Origin of the sequence: Sphingomonas sp. Leaf20 (assembly GCF_001421535.1) — a bacterium.
In the GTDB taxonomy this organism is placed as follows: Bacteria; Pseudomonadota; Alphaproteobacteria; order Sphingomonadales; family Sphingomonadaceae; genus Sphingomonas.
In genome coordinates, this window is sequence record NZ_LMKN01000001.1 from 904144 (window position 1) to 921186 (window position 17043).

Sequence of the window (17043 nt, forward strand, 5' to 3'; positions counted from 1 at the left end):
CTGCCGCGGCGGCTGTGTCGCTCGCGATCCAACCCCGCCATCTGCGGCTACGTCCTGCCCCCCAAACTCCGTCATCCTGACGAAAGTCAGGATCCAGAGCCAGGACCGACACCGCCCGTAACCCTGGATCCTGACTTTCGTCAGGATGACGGGCAGCGACGATTACGGGCGGGCGGGCAGCGACGCCCCCGCTACTTCCCCGTCCAGGCCCCCGCGCGCTTCTCGACGAATGCGGCCATGCCTTCGCTCTGGTCCGCGGTGCCGAACAGCCCGTGGAACAGCCGCCGCTCGAACTGCACGCCCATCGCGAGCCCCGTCTCGAACGCCGCGTTGACCATCTCCTTGTTCGCCAGCACCGCGAGCGGCGCCATCGCGGCGATCGTCGCGGCGGTCTTCACCGCTTCCTCGACCAGGTCGTCGGCGGGCACGATCCGCGAGACCAGCCCTGCGCGCTCGGCCTCGACCGCATCCATCATACGCCCGGTCAGCACCATCTCCATCGCCTTGGCCTTGCCGACCGCGTGCGTGAGGCGCTGCGATCCGCCCATGCCGGGGGAGACCGCGAGCTTGATCTCGGGCTGGCCGAACTTGGCGGTGTCCGCGGCGAGGATGAAGTCGCACATCATCGCGACCTCGCAGCCGCCGCCCAGCGCATAGCCCGCGACCGCGGCGATGATCGGCTTGCGAGTCCGCGTCACCTGCTCCCAGCCCGCGAAGAAGTTGCTCGCATACATGTCGGCAAAGCCCTGGCTCTGCATCTCCTTGATGTCCGCGCCCGCCGCGAACGCCTTGGCCGAGCCGGTCAGCACCGCACACCCCTGCGACGGATCCGCATCGAACGCGGCAAACGCGGCGATCAGGTCGGCGAGCACCTGCGAATTGAGCGCGTTGAGCGCCTGCGGCCGGTTGAGCGTGACGAGCGTCACGCCCCCACGCTGCTCGACGAGGATCGTTTCGTATTCGGCCATCTCAGTCTCCAATAAGCATCGTCATCCTGGACTCGATCCAGGATCCAGAGCCGCGAACGACGTCGCAAGTGGCTCTGGACCCTGACGTTCGTCAGGATGACGGATTAACCCGGCGTCCACGCCTCGGCCTCGGGCAACGGCGCGAAGATCTGGTCGATCACGTGATCGCTCACACCCTCGGGCGTCGCGGGATCCCAGCGCGGCGCATTGTCCTTGTCGACGATCACCGCGCGCACGCCCTCGATGAAGTCATGCCGCTGCACGACATGCGCGCCGACCGCATATTCCTGTTTCATCTCGTCCGCGAAACTCGCCATCGCCGCGCCCTCGTGGAGCAGCCGCAGTGACACCTTCATCGTCTGCGGCGACTTGGTCCTGAGCGTCGCGAGCGTCTTTGCCGCCCACTCCCCACCATCGGCGTCGAGCGCGGCATAGATCTCCTCGAGCACGTCGGACGCGAACAGCCGGTCGATCTCGTCACGATGCGTCATGATCTCGGCATCGTCGGGTACGTCGGACGAACCCTTGAGGATGACGTCGATCTCGCGCGGACGCTCGACGATCCAGTCCTTCACGCTCTCGAGCTTGGCGCTTGTCAGATAATGCGTCGCCAGCCCCAGCGCCAGGCAATCGGCGCCGTTAATCCGGTGTCCGGTCAGCGCGAGATACTGCCCGATCCGCCCCGGCAGTCGCGACAGATACCAGCCCCCGCCGACGTCGGGAAACAACCCGATCCCCGTCTCGGGCATCGCGAACTTGGTGTTCTCGGTCGCAACCCGGTACGTGCACGGCAAGGCGAGCCCGACGCCGCCGCCCATCGTGATCCCGTCCATGAACGCGACGATCGGCTTGGCATAGACGAACAGCCGGTGGTTCATCCGGTACTCGGCATGAAAGAACGCGCGTGCCTCGACGCCGTCGCCGGCTCCCGACGCGGCGAGCATCCGGATATCCCCGCCCGCGCAAAACCCACGACCCTCGGCATGGTCCACGACGATCGCCTCGACCGACGCATCCCCGCGCCACGCCTCAAGCGCCTCCAGCACGCCTTCGCACATCGCCAGATTGAGCGCGTGCAGCGCCTTGGGCCGGTTCAACCGAATCCGGCCGACAGGCCCTTCATTCGCAACAATCAGATCATCGGTCACGCGATCACCTCCCGGGCAAAATCTCCGCGGCTCCGCGTCTCCGCGTGAGAAAATTCTTTGTTCACGCGGAGGCGCGGAGCCGCGGAGGAGAAGGAGGGAGCAACGCTGCGCGGGCTCACTGTCGGGTCAGTTCGCGGCCGACGATCATCCGCATGACCTGGTTGGTGCCCTCGAGGATCGAATGCACGCGCAGGTCGCGCCAGAAGCGTTCGATCGGGTAATCCTGCAGATATCCGTACCCGCCATGCAGCTGCAACGCGCGGTCGACCACCGAAGAGCCCGTGTCGGTCGCCAGCCGCTTCGCCATCGCCGCGAACTTGGTCTTGTCGGGCGCGTTCGCGGTCACCTTGGCCGCCGCGATGTAGAGCAGCGCGCGCGCGGCCTCCAGCTCGGTCGCCATGTCGGCCAGCATGAACTGCGTGTTCTGGAAGTCCGCGATGGGCTTGCCGAACTGCTTGCGGTCGCGCGTATAGGCGATCGCCTCGTCGAGACACCGCTGCGCGCCGCCGAGCGAGCACGCGCCGATGTTGAGCCGCCCGCCGTCGAGCCCCATCATCGCGATCCGAAAGCCCTCGCCCTCGCCGCCGACCATGTTCGCGCCCGGCACGCGGACGCCGTCGAAGATCACCTGCCGCGTCGGCTGCGAATGCCAGCCGAGCTTCTTCTCGTTCGCGCCGAACGACACGCCCGGCATGTCCTTCTCGATCACGAGGCACGAGATGCCCTTCGGCCCCTCCTCACCCGTGCGGACCATGGTGACGTACACCTCGTTCTCGCCCGCGCCCGAGATGAACTGCTTCGAGCCCGTCACGATCCAGTCGTCGCCGTCCCGCACCGCGCGCGTCTTGAGCGCGGCCGCGTCCGACCCCGAACCCGGCTCGGTCAGGCAATAGCTCGCCAGCCGGTCCATCGTCACCAGATCGGGGAGATACTTGTCCTTCACCGCGGCCGACCCGAACCGGTCGATCATCCACGCCGCCATGTTGTGGATGCTGATGAACGCCGACGTCGACGGGCAGCCATACGACATCGCCTCCATGATCAGCGCGGCTTCGAGCCGCCCGAGCGCGATCCCGCCGCTCTCCTCGCTGACATAGATCGACGCGAAGCCGAGCTCGGCCGCCGCCTTGATCGTGTCGCGCGGGAAGATGTGCTTCTCGTCCCACTCGGCCGCGTGCGGCGTGATCCGGTCGGCGGTGAAGCGGCGCGCAAGCTCCTGGATCTCGCGCTGGTCGCCCGTTAGATCAAATTGGGTGAGGTCGAACTGGTTGGTCATCGGGCTTTCCTGTGTCGTCATACTGGGCTTGACCCAGTATCCAGAGCGGCGAATGCTGACGCCTGTGGCTCTGGATCCTGACCTTCGTCAGGATGACGGAGTGGGGGAATGATATGGCTAGGCAACCCGCGGTCTATATCATGGCGAGCTGGCGCAACGGAACGCTCTACATCGGCGTGACGTCCGACCTGATGGCGCGGATCGTTCAGCATCGCGACGGCATGTTCGACGGGTTCTCAAAGCGATACGGCGTGAACCGGCTGGTCTGGTTTGCGATGGCAGACACGATGGACGCGGCGATCACGCGTGAGAAGCAGCTCAAGGTCTGGAAACGGTCCTGGAAGATCACGCTGATCGAGACGGACAACCCGACCTGGCGCGATCTGGCCGAAGACTGGGGCTTCGCCCCCCTCCCGCCCCCGTCATCCTGACGAAAGTCCGGATCCAGAGGCACGAACGCCGCACTCCGCAACGCTGGATCCCGGATCGAGTCCAGAATGACGGGAGGGTGTGACGCGATCCCACCCCGCATCAACACGTCGCAATCGCCCACCCCACCGTCATCCTGACGAAAGTCAGGATCCAGAGCCACGAACGCCGCGCTCCGCAACGCTGGATCCTGGATCGAGTCCAGGATGACGGAAGAGGGTAACGCGACCCCACCCCGCACCAACACGTCGCAATCGCTTATCCCACCGTCATCCTGACGAAAGTCAGGATCCAGAGTCACGAACGCCGCGCTCCGCAACGCTGGATCCTGGATCGAGTCCAGGATGACGGGGGGGAGCGGCGTCACCCGATCACCCCATCGTCGGAATGACGAACGCGTCGTTGTTCCGCGCCGGACCGCCATCTTCCGCCATCGCCGGCAGCGCGGACCCGTCAGGCCAGCGTTGCGTGATCGTCTTGACCTTGGTCCAGAACTTCACGCCTTCCATCCCGTGCTGGTTGGTGTCGCCGAACGCGCTGCGCTTCCACCCGCCGAAGCTGTGATACGCGACCGGCACCGGGATCGGCACGTTGATCCCGACCATCCCCACGTTCACCCGCGCCGCGAACTCGCGCGCGGCATGGCCGTTGCGCGTGAAGATCGCGACGCCGTTGCCGTACTGATGCTCGCTCGGCAACCGCACCGCCTCCTCGAAATCCTTCGCGCGGACGATCTGCAACACCGGCCCGAAGATCTCCTCCTTGTACGCCGACATGTCCGTCGTCACGTGATCGAACAGCGACGGCCCGATGAAGAACCCCTTCTCATGCCCCTGCAGTTCGAACCCGCGCCCGTCGACGACCAGTTCCGCGCCCTCGTCGACACCCGTCTGGATCCAGGTCTCGATCCGGCTGCGATGCGCCGCATTCACCACCGGCCCGTAATGCGCGTCATTGTCGGTCGAGACGCCCACGCGCAGCGCGGCAATCGCCGGGATCAGCTTCTCGCGCAGCGCAATCGCGGTCTTCTCGCCGACCGGCACCACCACCGGCAGCGCCATGCACCGCTCGCCCGCCGAGCCGAACGCCGCGCCCGACAGATCGGCGACGACCTGGTCGAGGTCCGCGTCGGGCATGACGATCCCGTGGTTCTTCGCGCCGCCCATCGCCTGGACGCGCTTGCCCGCCTCGACGCCGCGGCGGTAGACGTAATGCGCGATGTCGGACGACCCGACGAAGCTGACCGCGCTGATCGCCGGATGATCGAGGATCGCGTCGACCATCTCCTTGTCGCCGTGGACGACCTGGAAGATCCCCTCGGGCAGCCCCGCCTCGAGGAACAGCTCGCCGAGCCGCACCGGCACCGACGGATCGCGCTCGCTCGGCTTCAGGATGAACGCGTTGCCCGTCGCGATCGCGACGCCGCTCATCCACAGCGGGATCATCGCCGGGAAGTTGAACGGCGTGATCCCTGCGCCGATGCCGAGCGGCTGGCGCATCGAATAGACGTCGATCCCCGGCCCCGCCCCTTGCGTATACTCGCCCTTCAGGATGTGCGGGATCCCGCAGCAGAACTCGATCACCTCGAGCCCGCGCTGGATGTCGCCCTTCGAATCCGCGATCACCTTGCCGTGCTCGGACGAGAGCAACCGTGCGAGCTCGTCCATGTTCGCCTCGACGAGCCGCTTGAACTCGAACATCACGCGCGCGCGGCGCTGCGGGTTGATCGCCGCCCAGCCCGGCTGCGCCCTGTTCGCGGCGGCCACCGCGCGGTCGAGATCGGCCTGCGTGCCGAGCGTCACGCGCGCCTGGATCTCGCCGCTGTTCGGATCGAACACGTCGCCACTGCGCGCGCCGCCGGAGGGCGGTGCACCCGCGCCGCCGCCTGCGATCAGATGCTCGATGGTGCGAACGGTCATGGCGCCTCTCCTTGTTTTGTGGCCTCTACACCACCGCATCCACCACGACACAAGCGATAGACTTGCAGGCGATAGCTGCATATCTGCAGCCGGCATGGACTGGAGCGACCTCCCGATCTTCCTCGAAGTCGCCCGCGCGCAGCAGCTTGGCCGCGCCGCGGCGAGCCTTGGCGTCGATGCGACGACGGTCGGCCGCCGCCTCCGCCGGCTCGAGACCGCGGTCGGCCAGCGGCTGTTCGAACAGGGCCCCGACGGCCAGATCCTGACCAGCGCGGGCGAGGACCTGCTCGCGCGCGCGACCGCGATGGCAGCGATCGCATCGGACATCCGCACCCCGCCCGCGGGGCGGACCGAGGTCGACGGCACGATCCGCGTCAGCGTCGCCGAGGGCTTCGGCACCTGGTTCGTCAGCCGGCATCTCGGCACGCTCGCACAGGCGCATCCCAAGCTCGCGGTCGATCTCGTCGCGACCAGCGGCTTCCTCAACCCGACCCGGCGCGAGACCGACGTCGCGGTCCTGCTCGCGCGCCCGCGCCGCGGTCCGCTGCGGACGCGCAAGCTCACCGACTATACGCTGCGGCTCTATGCGTCGGCGGAGCATCTCGCGGCGCACGGCCCGGTGCACGGCATCGCCGACCTGCGCGACCGGCGGATGATCGGCTATGTCCCCGACATCGTCTACGCGCCCGAGCTGCGCTATCTCGACGAGATCCCGGGCGTCCGCGACCCCGTGCTGCGGTCGTCGAGCATCAACGCGCAGGCGCACATGATCGCGTCGGGCGCAGGGATCGGCGTGCTCCCCTGCTTCATCGGCGAGGCGTATCCGGGGCTCGTCGCGATCCTCCCCGACATCCGCATCAGCCGCGCCTTCTGGCTCGTCACGCACCAGGACACCGGCCGCTTCGACGCGATCCGCGCCTTCACCGACTGGCTCGTCGCCCTCGTCGGCCGCGAACGCGCGGTGCTCGCCCCCCTCCCTTCCGTCATCCTGACGCCCCCCCTTCCATCATCCTGACGCCCCCCTTTTCGTCATCCTGACGAAAGTCAGGACCCAGAGCCAAAACCACCACCACCCGCGATCTCGTGCCGGCGAGACAAACCCGATTGCCCCCGCGCGACAATTGCGCCTAGCCTGTGGCCATTCCCCTCCCGGAGCGTTTGCATGACCCTCAAGCTCGTCCTCCTCGCCTCGATCGCGCTCGCCACCGTTTCGTCGGCGCAGGTGCCCCAGACCGCCCCCGCCGGCGGCGATGTCCCCGCCAAGTTCGTCCCCGCCACCGCCAACCGCGACTACGTCAAGCGCGAGGTGATGGTGCCGATGCGCGACGGGACGAAGCTCTACACCGTCATCGTCTATCCCAAGGGGCTGACCAACGCGCCGATCGTGCTGACGCGCACGCCGTACGACGCGAAGTCGCGCGCGTCGCGGATGGACAGCCCGAGCATCCTCTCGACGCTGCCGCTCGCCGACGAGATGTTCGTCAAGGGCGGCTATATCCGGGTCTATCAGGACGTCCGCGGCAAATATGGCTCGGAGGGCGAGTATGTCGTCACGCGCCCGGTGATCGGCCCGCTCAACCCGACCAAGGTCGATCACGTCACCGACGCCTATGACACGATCGACTGGCTGGTGAACAAGGCGAACCTGCCCGAATCGAACGGCCGCGTCGGCATGATCGGGTCGTCCTACGAGGGCTTCACCGTCGTCATGGCGCTGCTCAACCCGCACCCTGCGCTGAAAGCCGCGGTGCCTGAAAGCCCGATGATCGACGGCTGGATGGGCGACGACTGGTTCCATTACGGCGCGTTCCGCCTCGCCAACATCGCCTGGCTCGGCGGCCAGACCGGCTACAAAGGCGCGGGCAAGGCGCCGCCGACGGGAGGCTATGACGATTACGAGAATTTCCGCCGCATCGGCTCGGCGGGCGACTGGGCCAAGGCGTCGGGCTACGACCAGCTGCCCTATTGGCAGCGGATGGTCGCGCATCCCGCCTATGACGGCTTCTGGCAGGGTCAGGCGCTCGACAAGTTGCTCGCCGCCAACCCCTCGAACGTCCCCACGCTCTGGGAACAGGGGCTGTGGGATCAGGAGGACATGTACGGTGCGATCACCGCCTGGGAGGCGCTGAAGGGCAAGGGCAAGATGGGCAACAACCATCTCGTCATGGGTCCGTGGCGGCACAGCCAAGTCAACCGCGACGGCCGCAGCCTCGGCCCGTTCGAGTGGGACGGCGACACCGCGCAGCAGTTCCGCGAACAGATGGTGTTGCCGATGTTCGAACAGTATCTGAAGGACGGCCCCGCGGTCACGCTGCCCGCCGCCGCGATCTACAACACCGGCGAGAATCACTGGGACAGGCTGTCGACCTGGCCACTCGCCTGCGAGAGCGGTTGTGCCGCGCCGCTCAAGCCGATCTACCTCGGCGCCGAGGGCGGGCTGGGCTTCACCAAGGCGGCGAGCGGCGGCGACAGCTATGTCTCCGACCCCGCCAGGCCCGTCCCGCATCTGCCGAGGCCGGTCAATTTCGGCGACGGCCGCTGGGGCGACTGGCTGGTCAGCGACCAGCGCGGGGTGGATGGCCGCACCGACGTGATGACCTACACGACCGACGTGCTGACGACGCCCGTCCGCGTCTCGGGCGCACCGATCGCGGACATCTATGCCAAGACGACGGGCACCGATGCCGATTTCGTCGTCAAGGTGATCGACGTCTATCCCGACGAGGTCGCGAGCGATCCGAAGATGGGCGGCTATGAGCTGCCGATCAGCCTCGACATCTTCCGCGGCCGCTACCGCGACAGCTTCGCCAAGCCGACCGCGATCCCGGCGGGCAAGACGCAGCGCTACAAGTTCCGGCTGCCGACGGTGAACCACGTCTTCCAGCCGGGGCACCGGATCATGGTGCAGGTCCAGTCGAGCCTGTTCCCGCTCTACGACCGCAACCCGCAGACCTTCGTCCCCAACATCTTCCTCGCGAAGAAGGCGGACTACAGGAAGGCGACGGTAACGATCGAACGCGGCGGCGCGAATGCGAGCGCGGTGTGGCTGCCGGTGGTGGCGGTCGACCAGTCGGCGGTGCTGGCGAAGTAAGCGTATAATCCTCCCCCGCCAGGGGGAGGTGTCGCCGAAGGTGACGGAGGGGGAGGACACGGAACAGGCGTTTCCCTTCCCGCCCCCTCCGTCAGGCTGACGCCTGCCACCTCCCCCTGGCGAGGGAGGATCTAGTTTGGACGTTCCGCGATCAGATAACCGGCGCGGGCCCGAACAGCCCCGCCTGGTAATCGCGGATCGCTTCGCCGATCTCCTCGCGCGTCGTCATCACGAACGGCCCGTGCGCGACGACCGGCTCGTCGATCGGATCGGCATGCCCGAACACCAGCCGCACCGGCCCCGCCGCCGCGACCTCGATCCGGTCGCCGTGCTCGCCGAACGTGACGAGATGCCACGGCTCGACGACCGTCCCGCCGACCTCGGGCCGCCCCTCGATCACATAGAAGAACACGCTGCGCCCGCGCGGTGCCGGCAGTGTAACCCGCCCCCCCGCCGCCAGCTCGACCGTCATCATCGCGACACCCGTCAGCGACTCGACCGGCCCCGCCTGCCCCGCAAACGTCCCCGCGATCACATTCACGACACCGCCGTCGACCGCGACCGCCGGAATATCCTCGCGCTGGAGCCCGGTATAGGCGGGCTTGGTCATCTTGAGCCGCCCCGGCAGATTGACCCACAGCTGCAGGATCTCGAGCGGCCCGCCGTCGCGCTTGAACGACGCGGGCGAGACCTCGGCATGGATCAGCCCAGACCCCGCGGTCATCCACTGCACGCCGCCCGCGCGCATCACGCTTTCATGCCCGCCGCTGTCGAGATGCGCCATTTCGCCGCTCAGGATGAAGCTGACCGTCTCGAACCCGCGATGCGGATGCGGCCCGAACGGCAGGCCGTTATTGCCGGGCCGATAGGTCTGCGGCCCGTGATGGTTGAGGAACAGGAACGGATCGACCTGCGGCAGCTGCGGCCCCGGCAGCGGCCGCCGCGTGACGAGATCGGCGATGTCGTCACGCTGGGCGGGATAGGTCCGCAGCACGCGCCGCATCTCAGTTCGCCTCGCGCACGGCCGAGGCGGGCCGCGCGATCTCGCGCAGCAGGTCGTCGACCCCGTGCATCAGGAAATCGAGCGTCCCCTTGTTGCCCAGCCGTCCGTCGGTCATCTTCTCGTGCACCGCGCCGATCACCGATTGCGGCCGCAGCACCGTGCGCGCGCCGATCGACGCCAGCGTCTCGTTGAGCTGCGCCTGCGCGCGCGCGCCGCCGACCGCGCCCGGCGACGAGGTCAGCGTGAACACCGGCTTCCCCGTCAGCGTCGCCTTGCCATAGGGCCGCGACGCCCAGTCGAGCGCGTTCTTGAGCACGCCGGGCATCCCGTGATTATATTCGGGCGACGCGATCACGATCCCGTCCGCCTCGCCGATCGCAGCGCGGAACGCGGCCACCGTCTCGGGCGGCGTCTCGGTGTCGGCGTCCTGATCGTACATCGGGATCGCGTTGAGCGGGAAGATCCGCAGCGTCGCCTTGTCGCCCAGCGCATCGGCGAGCGATTCGAGGATCGCGGTGTTGAACGAGTGGCGGCGCAGGCTGCCGGAAATACCGAGAAGAAGGGGCATGGACGTGTCTCCTGTGAAAGGGTCAGGCAAAGCTGAAACCGGAAATCGCGGTCTCGAGAACGTGTTCGGCGTAAATCCTGGTCCCGCGCGCCTCCGACGCGCCCGCGGCGACCATGAGCGGCAGCAGATGCTCCGCGCGCGGGTGCGACAGCCGCCCCGCAGGCGCTTCGGCCCAGCGATCGAGCGCGGCACCGCGTGCGTCGGGTGCGGCCGCGACCGCATCGCTCAGCCACGCATCGAACGCCTCGGACGGCGCGGTGAACCGCGGATCGCCATAGCCGCGCATGTTGTGGAAGCTCATCCCCGACGCGACGATCAGCACGCCCTCGTCGCGCAGCGGCGCGAGCGCGCGGCCCGCCGCACGGTGCAGCGCGGGGTCGAGATCCTTGTCGACCGACATCTCGACCACCGGGATATCGGCCTCCGGAAACGCGACCTTCATCGGCACGAACACGCCGTGATCAAGCCCGCGCGCCGTATCGACCTGCGCCGCGATCCCCGCCGCCTCGAGCAACGCCGCGCCGCGCGCTGCCAGCGCAGGGTCGCCCGGCACGTCGTAGCGCAGCTCATAGGTATGCGGCGGGAAGCCGCCATAATCGTAGATCAGCGGCGGCCGGGCGGCGCCGGTAAAGGCGAAGCCACGCGTTTCCCAATGTCCCGACACGACCAGCACCGCGCGCGGCCGCTCGGGCAGCCGGTCGGCGAGCGTGCGCAGGAACGCCGCCATGCCCGTCCAGCTGCCCGCGGGATCCTCCATGAAGAAGCACGGTCCACCGCCATGCGGGATGAACAGGCTCGGCTGGCGCAAGGTCGTGGTCATCGGACGGCTCCCGGCAGGACGGTCCACGCGATCTAGGCGCTGCGATCGCCCCCCGGAATAGCGCGTTCGGCAACACAGCGTTGCCGCGCGCCCCTGCGCATCACTTGACCGGGCGCTTCTCCAGCTTCCGCGCGAGCGTCCGCCGGTGCATGCCGAGCTGCCGCGCGGTCTCCGATATGTTGAACCCCGTCTCCGCGAGCGTCGCGTGGATCCGCTCCCATTCGAGCGTCTTGATCGTCGCGCGGCGTTCGGTGACCGCGGTGTCGACCTTGCCCTCGGTCCGGTCGAACGCCGCCTCGATGTCGTCGGTGTTCGACGGTTTCACCAGGTAATGCGACGCGCCCAGCTTGATCGCCTCGACCGCGGTCGCGATGCTGGCAAACCCCGTCAACACGACGACGAGGATATCGGGATCGTGCGCGTGGAGCGTCTGGACGCAGACCAGCCCCGACGCGCCGCCGAGCTTCAGATCGACCACCGCATATTGCGGCACCCCGTCCGCCAGCAGCAGCACCAGATCCTCATGGCTCGCCGCCAGCCGGACCGCATAGCCGCGCCGCTCGAACGAGCGTTTGAGCGTGCGCGCGAACGTCTCGTCATCCTCGACGATCACCAGATGCTTAACCGGGGGGAGGCCGTCGTCGTTCATTCGTCACGCTCCAGTGCGATCGCCGCGAGCGGCAGCGTCAGCGTCACTTCTGCCCCGCCCGAATCCCGATTGGCGACCGCGACGCTGCCGCCCAGCTTGCGCATCGCGTTGACCGCGAGGAACAGCCCGAGCCCGTGCCCCGGATCGCGCTTGCTCGACTGATAGGGCTTGCCGAAGCTCGCCAGCTTGTCGCGCGTGAACCCCGGCCCGTGATCGCGCACGATCAGCGCGAGGTGATCGCCCGTCCGCTCGCCCGAAAATCCGACCCAGTGCGGCGACGCCTCCGCCGCGTTGTCGAGCACGTTCGCGATCACCTGTTTCAGCGCGGGGTCCGACACGATCAGCGGATCGTCGCCCAGCCGGCTGGTATAGTCGAACTCGACCCCGGCATGCAGCGCGCGCCAGTCCTCGACGATCGCGTCGAGAAACGCGTGCAGCGGCACGACCTCGGGCGCCTCGCCGCGCGCTTCGCCCGCCGCGAGCAGGATGTTGGTGACGATCGTCTTGCACCGCTGCACCTCGGCCTGCATCTCGCCGATCTCCTCGAGCATGCCGGCATCGGTGACGAGCGCGGGCATCCGCTTCCAATCGTTGAGGATCACCGCGAGCGAGGCGAGCGGCGTGCCGAGCTCGTGCGCGGCGCCCGATGCGAGCAGGCCCATGCGGACGATATGGTCCTCTTCCGCCGCCTGTTGCCGCAGGTCGGCGAGATGCTCGTCGCGTGCGCGCAGGTTGCCCGTGATCCGCGTCATGAACAGCACGAGCAACGTCGCGATCAGCAGGAAGTTGAGCAGCGACCCGACCGTATAGAGCGCGAAATACTCGCCCGTGTAATCGGTCGGCAGCGCGAGCGGGCGATAGCGGATCGTCAGCAGCGCGAAGCACCCGCCCGTCACCCCGACGATCGCCCAGCTCGACCAGCGATCGAGCAGCACCGCGCCCAGCACGACCTGCAATAGATACAGCGCGATGAACGGGTTGGTCGCGCCGCCGCTCAGGTACAGCTGCACCGTGAGCAGCGCGACGTCGAGCAGCATCGCCAGCAGCAGCTGCGCATTCGCCCCGCGCTGCCACCCGTAGAGCCGCATGCTCGCGAGGTTGAGCGCGACCGACGCCGCCATCGCCATCAGCATCGGGACGAGCGGCAGGTCGATCCCGAACAGGAACCGCACCGTCAGCACCGTGACCAGCTGTCCCGCCACCGCGATCCAGCGCAGCGTCACCAGCTGCCGCATGTTCGCGTTGCCCGCCGCATCGGTATCGGCGCGCGCGCGGCTCAGCCATGTCTGCCACCGCGACGTGTCAAGCGTCATTCGTGTCGTGTCGGGCGGCGTCACGCGGTCGATCCCTCCTGCGACGGCATCAACGCGTGAGCGCGCGTCTCAGCGCCCGTCACGACGGCGCTCGTTGCGCACGACGATCACGAAGCCGAGCGCGGTCATCGCGGCGAGGCCGAACCAGGTCAGCATATAGACGAGGTGGTTGTTCGGAAACGCGATGATCGTCAGCCCGCCGACGGGGGCGCCGGTCCCGACCCGGTCGGCATCGATGAAATAGGGCGCGGTGCGCCCCAATGCGCGTTTCGCCGCGATCGCCGCGACGTCGCGCGAATACCAGCTGTCGGCAGCGGCATCGTTGCTGCGCAGGAACCCGCCCTTTGGCTCGGTGATGCGCAGATAGCCCGTCACGGTGACGGGCCCCGCAGGCCGCGCATGCGTGCGGCGCTGCTCGGGCGAGACATAGCCACGATTGACGAGGACGCTGAACCCCTGCGCTGTCCGCAGCGGCGTCATCACCCAATAGCCGCTGCCGAGCGCGGTGGCCGCGCGGACCAAAGTCTCGCGGTCATGCGCGAACGTGCCGCTGACGCGGATCCGGCGATACGCGTCGCTCGCGGCGGTGATCGCCGGCCAGCGATCGGGTCCCGGCGGCGCGACCGGTGCGGCGGTCGCGCGCGCGTCGACCTGCCGGATCAGGTCGAGCTTCCATGCACGGCGCTCGACCTGCCACACACCCAGCGCGACGAACCCGGCGAACAGCAGCAGCGCGATGAAGCCTGCCACCCATATCGCCGGCCGCGGCCGGGCATGCGCGGTCATCACATGTCTACCGCGGCCTGCATCGGCATCATGTTCGTGTTCATGTGATACATGACCCAGATCGAGCCGCTGAGCGTGATCACGACGAGGATGATCGTGAAGATCAGCGCCATCATCGTCCAGCCATTCTCGGACTTGGTGTTCATGTGCAGGAAGTAGATCATGTGGACGATGATCTGGAGCACCGCGAACAGCATGATGACCAGCGCGGCGGTCGACGGGTCCTTGAACGCCCCCGTCATCACCGCCCAGAACGGCACCGCGGTCAGCAGGACCGAGAGGAAGAACCCCTTGAGATAGCTCCCCCGCGTCCCGTGCGACGCGTGGTCGTTCCCGTGATCATCGTGCCCGTGCGCGTGATCATCATGCGCATGCTCGGCATGCGCGTCGTGCGGCGTGGCGTGGCGGTCGGTCATCGCAGCGAACCCATCAGATAGACGAAGGTGAAGACGCCGATCCAGATGACGTCGAGAAAGTGCCAGAACATGCTGAGGCACATCAGGCGGCGCTTGTTCGCGGCGATCAGGCCGTGCTTCTGCACCTGCACCATCAGCGTGACGAGCCAGATGAAGCCCATCGTCACGTGCAGGCCGTGCGTGCCGACCAGCGTGAAGAACGACGACAGGAACGCGCTGCGCGTCGGGCCCGCACCCTCGTGGATGAGGGTGGCGAACTCGTACATCTCGATCGACAGGAAGCACAGGCCGAACAGCCCGGTGAACGCGAGCCACATCTGCATGATGCGCTGGCGGCCCTCTTCCATCGACAGCATCGCAAAGCCGTAGGTGATCGACGAGAACAGCAGCATCGCGGTGTTCACCGCGACGAGCGGCAGCTCGAAGATCTCCTTGGGCGTCGGCCCGCCGGCATAGCTGCTGCCGAGCACGCCGTACGCCGCGAACAACACCGCGAAGATGAGGCAATCGCTCATCAGGTACATCCAGAAGCCCAGCATCGTGCTGCTGCCCTCGGGATGGTGATGTTCCTCGAGCTGGTAGAACGAGAGGGGCTCACCCTTCTCGTCCAGACCATCCTTCTTCAATGATACCGAAGACATCGCGTCAGGCTCCCTGGGTCGCGAGCAGGCGGGTGCGCGCGTCCTCGCTGGCGATCACGTCCTCGACCGGGATGTAGAAGTCGCGCTTGAAGTTGAAGGTGTGGAAGATCGTCGTGGCGAAGATCCCGACCAGCGCCAGACCCGCCAGCCACCACATGTACCAGATCATCGCGAAGCCGAATGCCACGCTCAGTCCGGCCAGGACGACACCGGTGCCGGTGCCGCTCGGCATGTGGATCTTGCGGAAGCCGCTGAGCGGCCGCTCGTGCTTGCGGTCCTTCATGTCGTACCAGGCGTCCAGGTCGTGAACGACCGGCGTGAACGCGAAGTTGTACTCCGGCGGCGGCGACGAGGTCGCCCACTCCAGCGTACGACCGTTCCACGGATCGCCGGTATGGTCGGCAAGCGCCTCGCGGTTCCGGATGCTGACGAAGATCTGCATCAGGAAGGCACCGATGCCCGCTGCGATCAGCGCTGCGCCGAGTGCGGCGATGACGAACCAGATCTGCAGGTTCGGATCGTCGAAATAGCGCATCCGGCGGGTCACGCCCATCAGGCCGAGCACATAGAGCGGCATGAACGCGAGGTAGAAGCCGACGACCCAGCACCAGAACGAGATCGTGCCCCACTTCGGGTCGAGCCGGAAGCCGAACGCCTTGGGGAACCAGTAGTTGATCCCCGCGAACATCCCGAACAGCGTCCCGCCGATGATCACGTTATGGAAATGCGCGACCAGGAACAGCGAGTTGTGCAGCACGAAGTCGGCTGGCGGCACTGCGAGCAGCACGCCGGTCATCCCGCCGATCGTGAACGTCACCATGAAGGCCACTGTCCACATCATCGGCAGCTCGTACCGGATCCGCCCCTTGTACATCGTGAACAGCCAGTTGAAGATCTTGGCCCCTGTCGGGATCGAGATGATCATCGTGGTGATGCCGAAGAACGAGTTGACGCTCGCGCCCGACCCCATCGTGAAGAAATGGTGCAGCCAGACGAGATACGACAGGATCGTGATGACGAGCGTCGCATAGACCATCGAGCTGTAGCCGAAGAGGCGCTTGCCCGAGAAGGTCGAGGTGACCTCCGAGAAGATGCCGAACGCCGGCAGGACCAGGATGTAGACCTCGGGGTGACCCCAGATCCAGATCAGGTTGACGTACATCATCGGGTTGCCGCCCGCGTCGTTCGTGAAGAACGCCGTGCCGATATAGCGGTCGAGCGACAGCATCGCGAGCACTGCGGTCAGCACCGGGAAGGCGGCGACGATCAGGATGTTGGTGCACAACGCGGTCCAGGTGAAGATCGGCATCTTCATCAGGCCCATGCCGGGTGCGCGCATCTTGACGATCGTCGCGACCAGGTTGACGCCCGACAGCAACGTGCCGACGCCCGCGATCTGCAGCGCCCATATGTAATAGTCGACACCGACATCGGGCGAATAGGCGATCCCCGACAAGGGCGGCATCGCCAGCCAGCCGGTCCGCGCGAACTCGCCGATGAACAGCGACATCATGACGACGACGGCACCCGCCGCGGTCATCCAGAAGCTGAAATTGTTGAGGAACGGGAACGACACGTCGCGCGCACCGATCTGGAGCGGGACGACATAGTTCATCAGGCCCGTGACCATCGGCATCGCGACGAAGAAGATCATGATCACGCCGTGCGCGGTGAACACCTGGTCATAGTGATGCGCGTTGAGATAGCCTTCGCTACCCCCGAACGCCATCGCCTGCTGCAGGCGCATCATGATCGCGTCGGAGAATCCGCGCAGCAGCATGACGATCGCGAGCACCATGTACATGATGCCGATCTTCTTGTGGTCGACGCTGGTGAACCACTGGTTCCACAGATAGCCCCACACCTTGAAATAGGTGAGGGCCGCGACGAGTGCGGCGCCGCCGATCGCCACCATCCCGAACGTCGCGACGACGATCGGTTCGTGCAGCGGCAGCGACTCCAGCGTGAGCCGCCCGAAGATGGTCTTCAACAGGGTATCAGACATCATGGTTCTCT

The 17043-nt window shown here is 66.9% G+C and carries 16 protein-coding genes; 3 read left to right on the plus strand and 13 right to left on the minus strand.

Going from position 1 to position 17043, the window contains the following annotated elements; genetic code table 11:
- Positions 1 to 191: 191 nt before the first annotated feature.
- The 3 genes from ASE72_RS04140 to ASE72_RS04150 all read right to left on the minus strand — a co-directional run bounded on the left by ASE72_RS04140 (position 192) and on the right by ASE72_RS04150 (position 3392).
- Positions 192 to 968: an enoyl-CoA hydratase gene (locus ASE72_RS04140; protein WP_056016979.1), complete on the minus strand. Its 777-nt coding sequence runs from the start codon at positions 966 to 968 to the stop codon at positions 192 to 194.
- Between the two features lie 104 nt (positions 969 to 1072).
- Positions 1073 to 2116: an enoyl-CoA hydratase/isomerase family protein gene (locus ASE72_RS04145; RefSeq protein ID WP_056016983.1), complete on the minus strand. Its 1044-nt coding sequence runs from the start codon at positions 2114 to 2116 to the stop codon at positions 1073 to 1075.
- A 115-nt stretch (positions 2117 to 2231) separates the two neighbouring features.
- The gene (locus ASE72_RS04150) at positions 2232 to 3392 is read right to left on the minus strand and encodes an acyl-CoA dehydrogenase family protein (protein ID WP_056018927.1); all 1161 of its coding nucleotides are present in this window, start codon (positions 3390 to 3392) and stop codon (positions 2232 to 2234) included.
- A 113-nt stretch (positions 3393 to 3505) separates the two neighbouring features.
- Between ASE72_RS04150 and ASE72_RS04155 the strand changes: the two genes are divergently transcribed.
- Positions 3506 to 3823, plus strand: a complete 318-nt coding sequence (locus ASE72_RS04155; RefSeq protein WP_056016986.1) for a GIY-YIG nuclease family protein — start codon at positions 3506 to 3508, stop codon at positions 3821 to 3823.
- A 369-nt stretch (positions 3824 to 4192) separates the two neighbouring features.
- Here ASE72_RS04155 and ASE72_RS04160 read toward each other — a convergent pair whose 3' ends face one another.
- A complete protein-coding gene (locus ASE72_RS04160; RefSeq protein ID WP_056016989.1) occupies positions 4193 to 5740 on the minus strand; it encodes a CoA-acylating methylmalonate-semialdehyde dehydrogenase in 1548 nt (515 codons plus the stop codon).
- Positions 5741 to 5834: 94 nt separating this feature from the next.
- Between ASE72_RS04160 and ASE72_RS04165 the strand changes: the two genes are divergently transcribed.
- Together ASE72_RS04165 and ASE72_RS04170 are read left to right on the plus strand one after the other, a co-directional pair.
- Positions 5835 to 6755, plus strand: coding sequence for a LysR family transcriptional regulator (locus ASE72_RS04165; protein ID WP_056016992.1), 921 nt, complete (start codon positions 5835 to 5837; stop codon positions 6753 to 6755).
- A gap of 147 nt (positions 6756 to 6902) precedes the next feature.
- Positions 6903 to 8831 (plus strand): CocE/NonD family hydrolase, encoded by a 1929-nt coding sequence (locus ASE72_RS04170; RefSeq protein ID WP_056016995.1) that lies wholly within the window; start codon positions 6903 to 6905, stop codon positions 8829 to 8831.
- 151 nt (positions 8832 to 8982) lie between these two features.
- Here the strand turns inward: ASE72_RS04170 and ASE72_RS04175 are convergent, their stop codons facing one another.
- The 9 genes from ASE72_RS04175 to cyoB all read right to left on the minus strand — a co-directional run bounded on the left by ASE72_RS04175 (position 8983) and on the right by cyoB (position 17035).
- On the minus strand, positions 8983 to 9834 hold the full coding sequence (locus ASE72_RS04175; protein WP_056016998.1) for a pirin family protein: 852 nt from the start codon (positions 9832 to 9834) through the stop codon (positions 8983 to 8985).
- A 1-nt stretch (position 9835) separates the two neighbouring features.
- Complete coding sequence (locus tag ASE72_RS04180; protein ID WP_056017001.1) at positions 9836 to 10402, minus strand: NADPH-dependent FMN reductase; 567 nt, start codon at positions 10400 to 10402, stop codon at positions 9836 to 9838.
- Positions 10403 to 10424: 22 nt separating this feature from the next.
- Positions 10425 to 11222: a DODA-type extradiol aromatic ring-opening family dioxygenase gene (locus ASE72_RS04185; protein WP_156350103.1), complete on the minus strand. Its 798-nt coding sequence runs from the start codon at positions 11220 to 11222 to the stop codon at positions 10425 to 10427.
- A gap of 100 nt (positions 11223 to 11322) precedes the next feature.
- Positions 11323 to 11871 carry a response regulator transcription factor gene (locus ASE72_RS04190; protein WP_056017007.1) on the minus strand — a complete coding sequence of 183 codons (549 nt, stop codon included), beginning with the start codon at positions 11869 to 11871 and terminating at the stop codon, positions 11323 to 11325.
- Positions 11868 to 13208 (minus strand): ATP-binding protein, encoded by a 1341-nt coding sequence (locus tag ASE72_RS04195; RefSeq protein WP_443019273.1) that lies wholly within the window; start codon positions 13206 to 13208, stop codon positions 11868 to 11870. Before ASE72_RS04195 ends, ASE72_RS04190 begins: the two co-directional genes overlap by 4 nt.
- Before the next feature lie 45 nt (positions 13209 to 13253).
- Entirely contained in the window at positions 13254 to 13970 is a 717-nt protein-coding gene (locus ASE72_RS04200) for an SURF1 family protein (protein WP_056017010.1), read from the minus strand.
- Positions 13970 to 14386 carry a cytochrome o ubiquinol oxidase subunit IV gene (gene cyoD / locus ASE72_RS04205; protein ID WP_056017014.1) on the minus strand — a complete coding sequence of 139 codons (417 nt, stop codon included), beginning with the start codon at positions 14384 to 14386 and terminating at the stop codon, positions 13970 to 13972. Before cyoD ends, ASE72_RS04200 begins: the two co-directional genes overlap by 1 nt.
- The gene (gene cyoC, locus ASE72_RS04210; RefSeq protein ID WP_056017017.1) at positions 14383 to 15027 is read right to left on the minus strand and encodes a cytochrome o ubiquinol oxidase subunit III; all 645 of its coding nucleotides are present in this window, start codon (positions 15025 to 15027) and stop codon (positions 14383 to 14385) included. Before cyoC ends, cyoD begins: the two co-directional genes overlap by 4 nt.
- Positions 15028 to 15031: 4 nt before the next feature.
- Positions 15032 to 17035 (minus strand): cytochrome o ubiquinol oxidase subunit I, encoded by a 2004-nt coding sequence (cyoB, locus tag ASE72_RS04215; RefSeq protein WP_056017021.1) that lies wholly within the window; start codon positions 17033 to 17035, stop codon positions 15032 to 15034.
- Between the last annotated feature and the right edge of the window lie 8 nt (positions 17036 to 17043).

Excerpts from the sequence above, each read along its gene's own strand:
- ASE72_RS04150 (WP_056018927.1), bottom strand. The coding sequence starts at position 3,392 with ATGACCAACCAGTTCGACCTCACCCAATTTGATCTAACGGGCGACCAG.
- ASE72_RS04140 (WP_056016979.1), bottom strand. The coding sequence starts at position 968 with ATGGCCGAATACGAAACGATCCTCGTCGAGCAGCGTGGGGGCGTGACG.
- ASE72_RS04170 (WP_056016995.1), top strand. The coding sequence starts at position 6,903 with ATGACCCTCAAGCTCGTCCTCCTCGCCTCGATCGCGCTCGCCACCGTT.
- cyoC (WP_056017017.1), bottom strand. The coding sequence starts at position 15,027 with ATGTCTTCGGTATCATTGAAGAAGGATGGTCTGGACGAGAAGGGTGAG.
- ASE72_RS04175 (WP_056016998.1), bottom strand. The coding sequence starts at position 9,834 with ATGCGGCGCGTGCTGCGGACCTATCCCGCCCAGCGTGACGACATCGCC.
- ASE72_RS04180 (WP_056017001.1), bottom strand. The coding sequence starts at position 10,402 with ATGCCCCTTCTTCTCGGTATTTCCGGCAGCCTGCGCCGCCACTCGTTC.
- cyoB (WP_056017021.1), bottom strand. The coding sequence starts at position 17,035 with ATGATGTCTGATACCCTGTTGAAGACCATCTTCGGGCGGCTCACGCTG.
- ASE72_RS04165 (WP_056016992.1), top strand. The coding sequence starts at position 5,835 with ATGGACTGGAGCGACCTCCCGATCTTCCTCGAAGTCGCCCGCGCGCAG.
- ASE72_RS04190 (WP_056017007.1), bottom strand. The coding sequence starts at position 11,871 with ATGAACGACGACGGCCTCCCCCCGGTTAAGCATCTGGTGATCGTCGAG.
- ASE72_RS04185 (WP_156350103.1), bottom strand. The coding sequence starts at position 11,222 with ATGACCACGACCTTGCGCCAGCCGAGCCTGTTCATCCCGCATGGCGGT.
- ASE72_RS04160 (WP_056016989.1), bottom strand. The coding sequence starts at position 5,740 with ATGACCGTTCGCACCATCGAGCATCTGATCGCAGGCGGCGGCGCGGGT.
- ASE72_RS04200 (WP_056017010.1), bottom strand. The coding sequence starts at position 13,970 with ATGACCGCGCATGCCCGGCCGCGGCCGGCGATATGGGTGGCAGGCTTC.
- ASE72_RS04155 (WP_056016986.1), top strand. The coding sequence starts at position 3,506 with ATGGCTAGGCAACCCGCGGTCTATATCATGGCGAGCTGGCGCAACGGA.
- cyoD (WP_056017014.1), bottom strand. The coding sequence starts at position 14,386 with ATGACCGACCGCCACGCCACGCCGCACGACGCGCATGCCGAGCATGCG.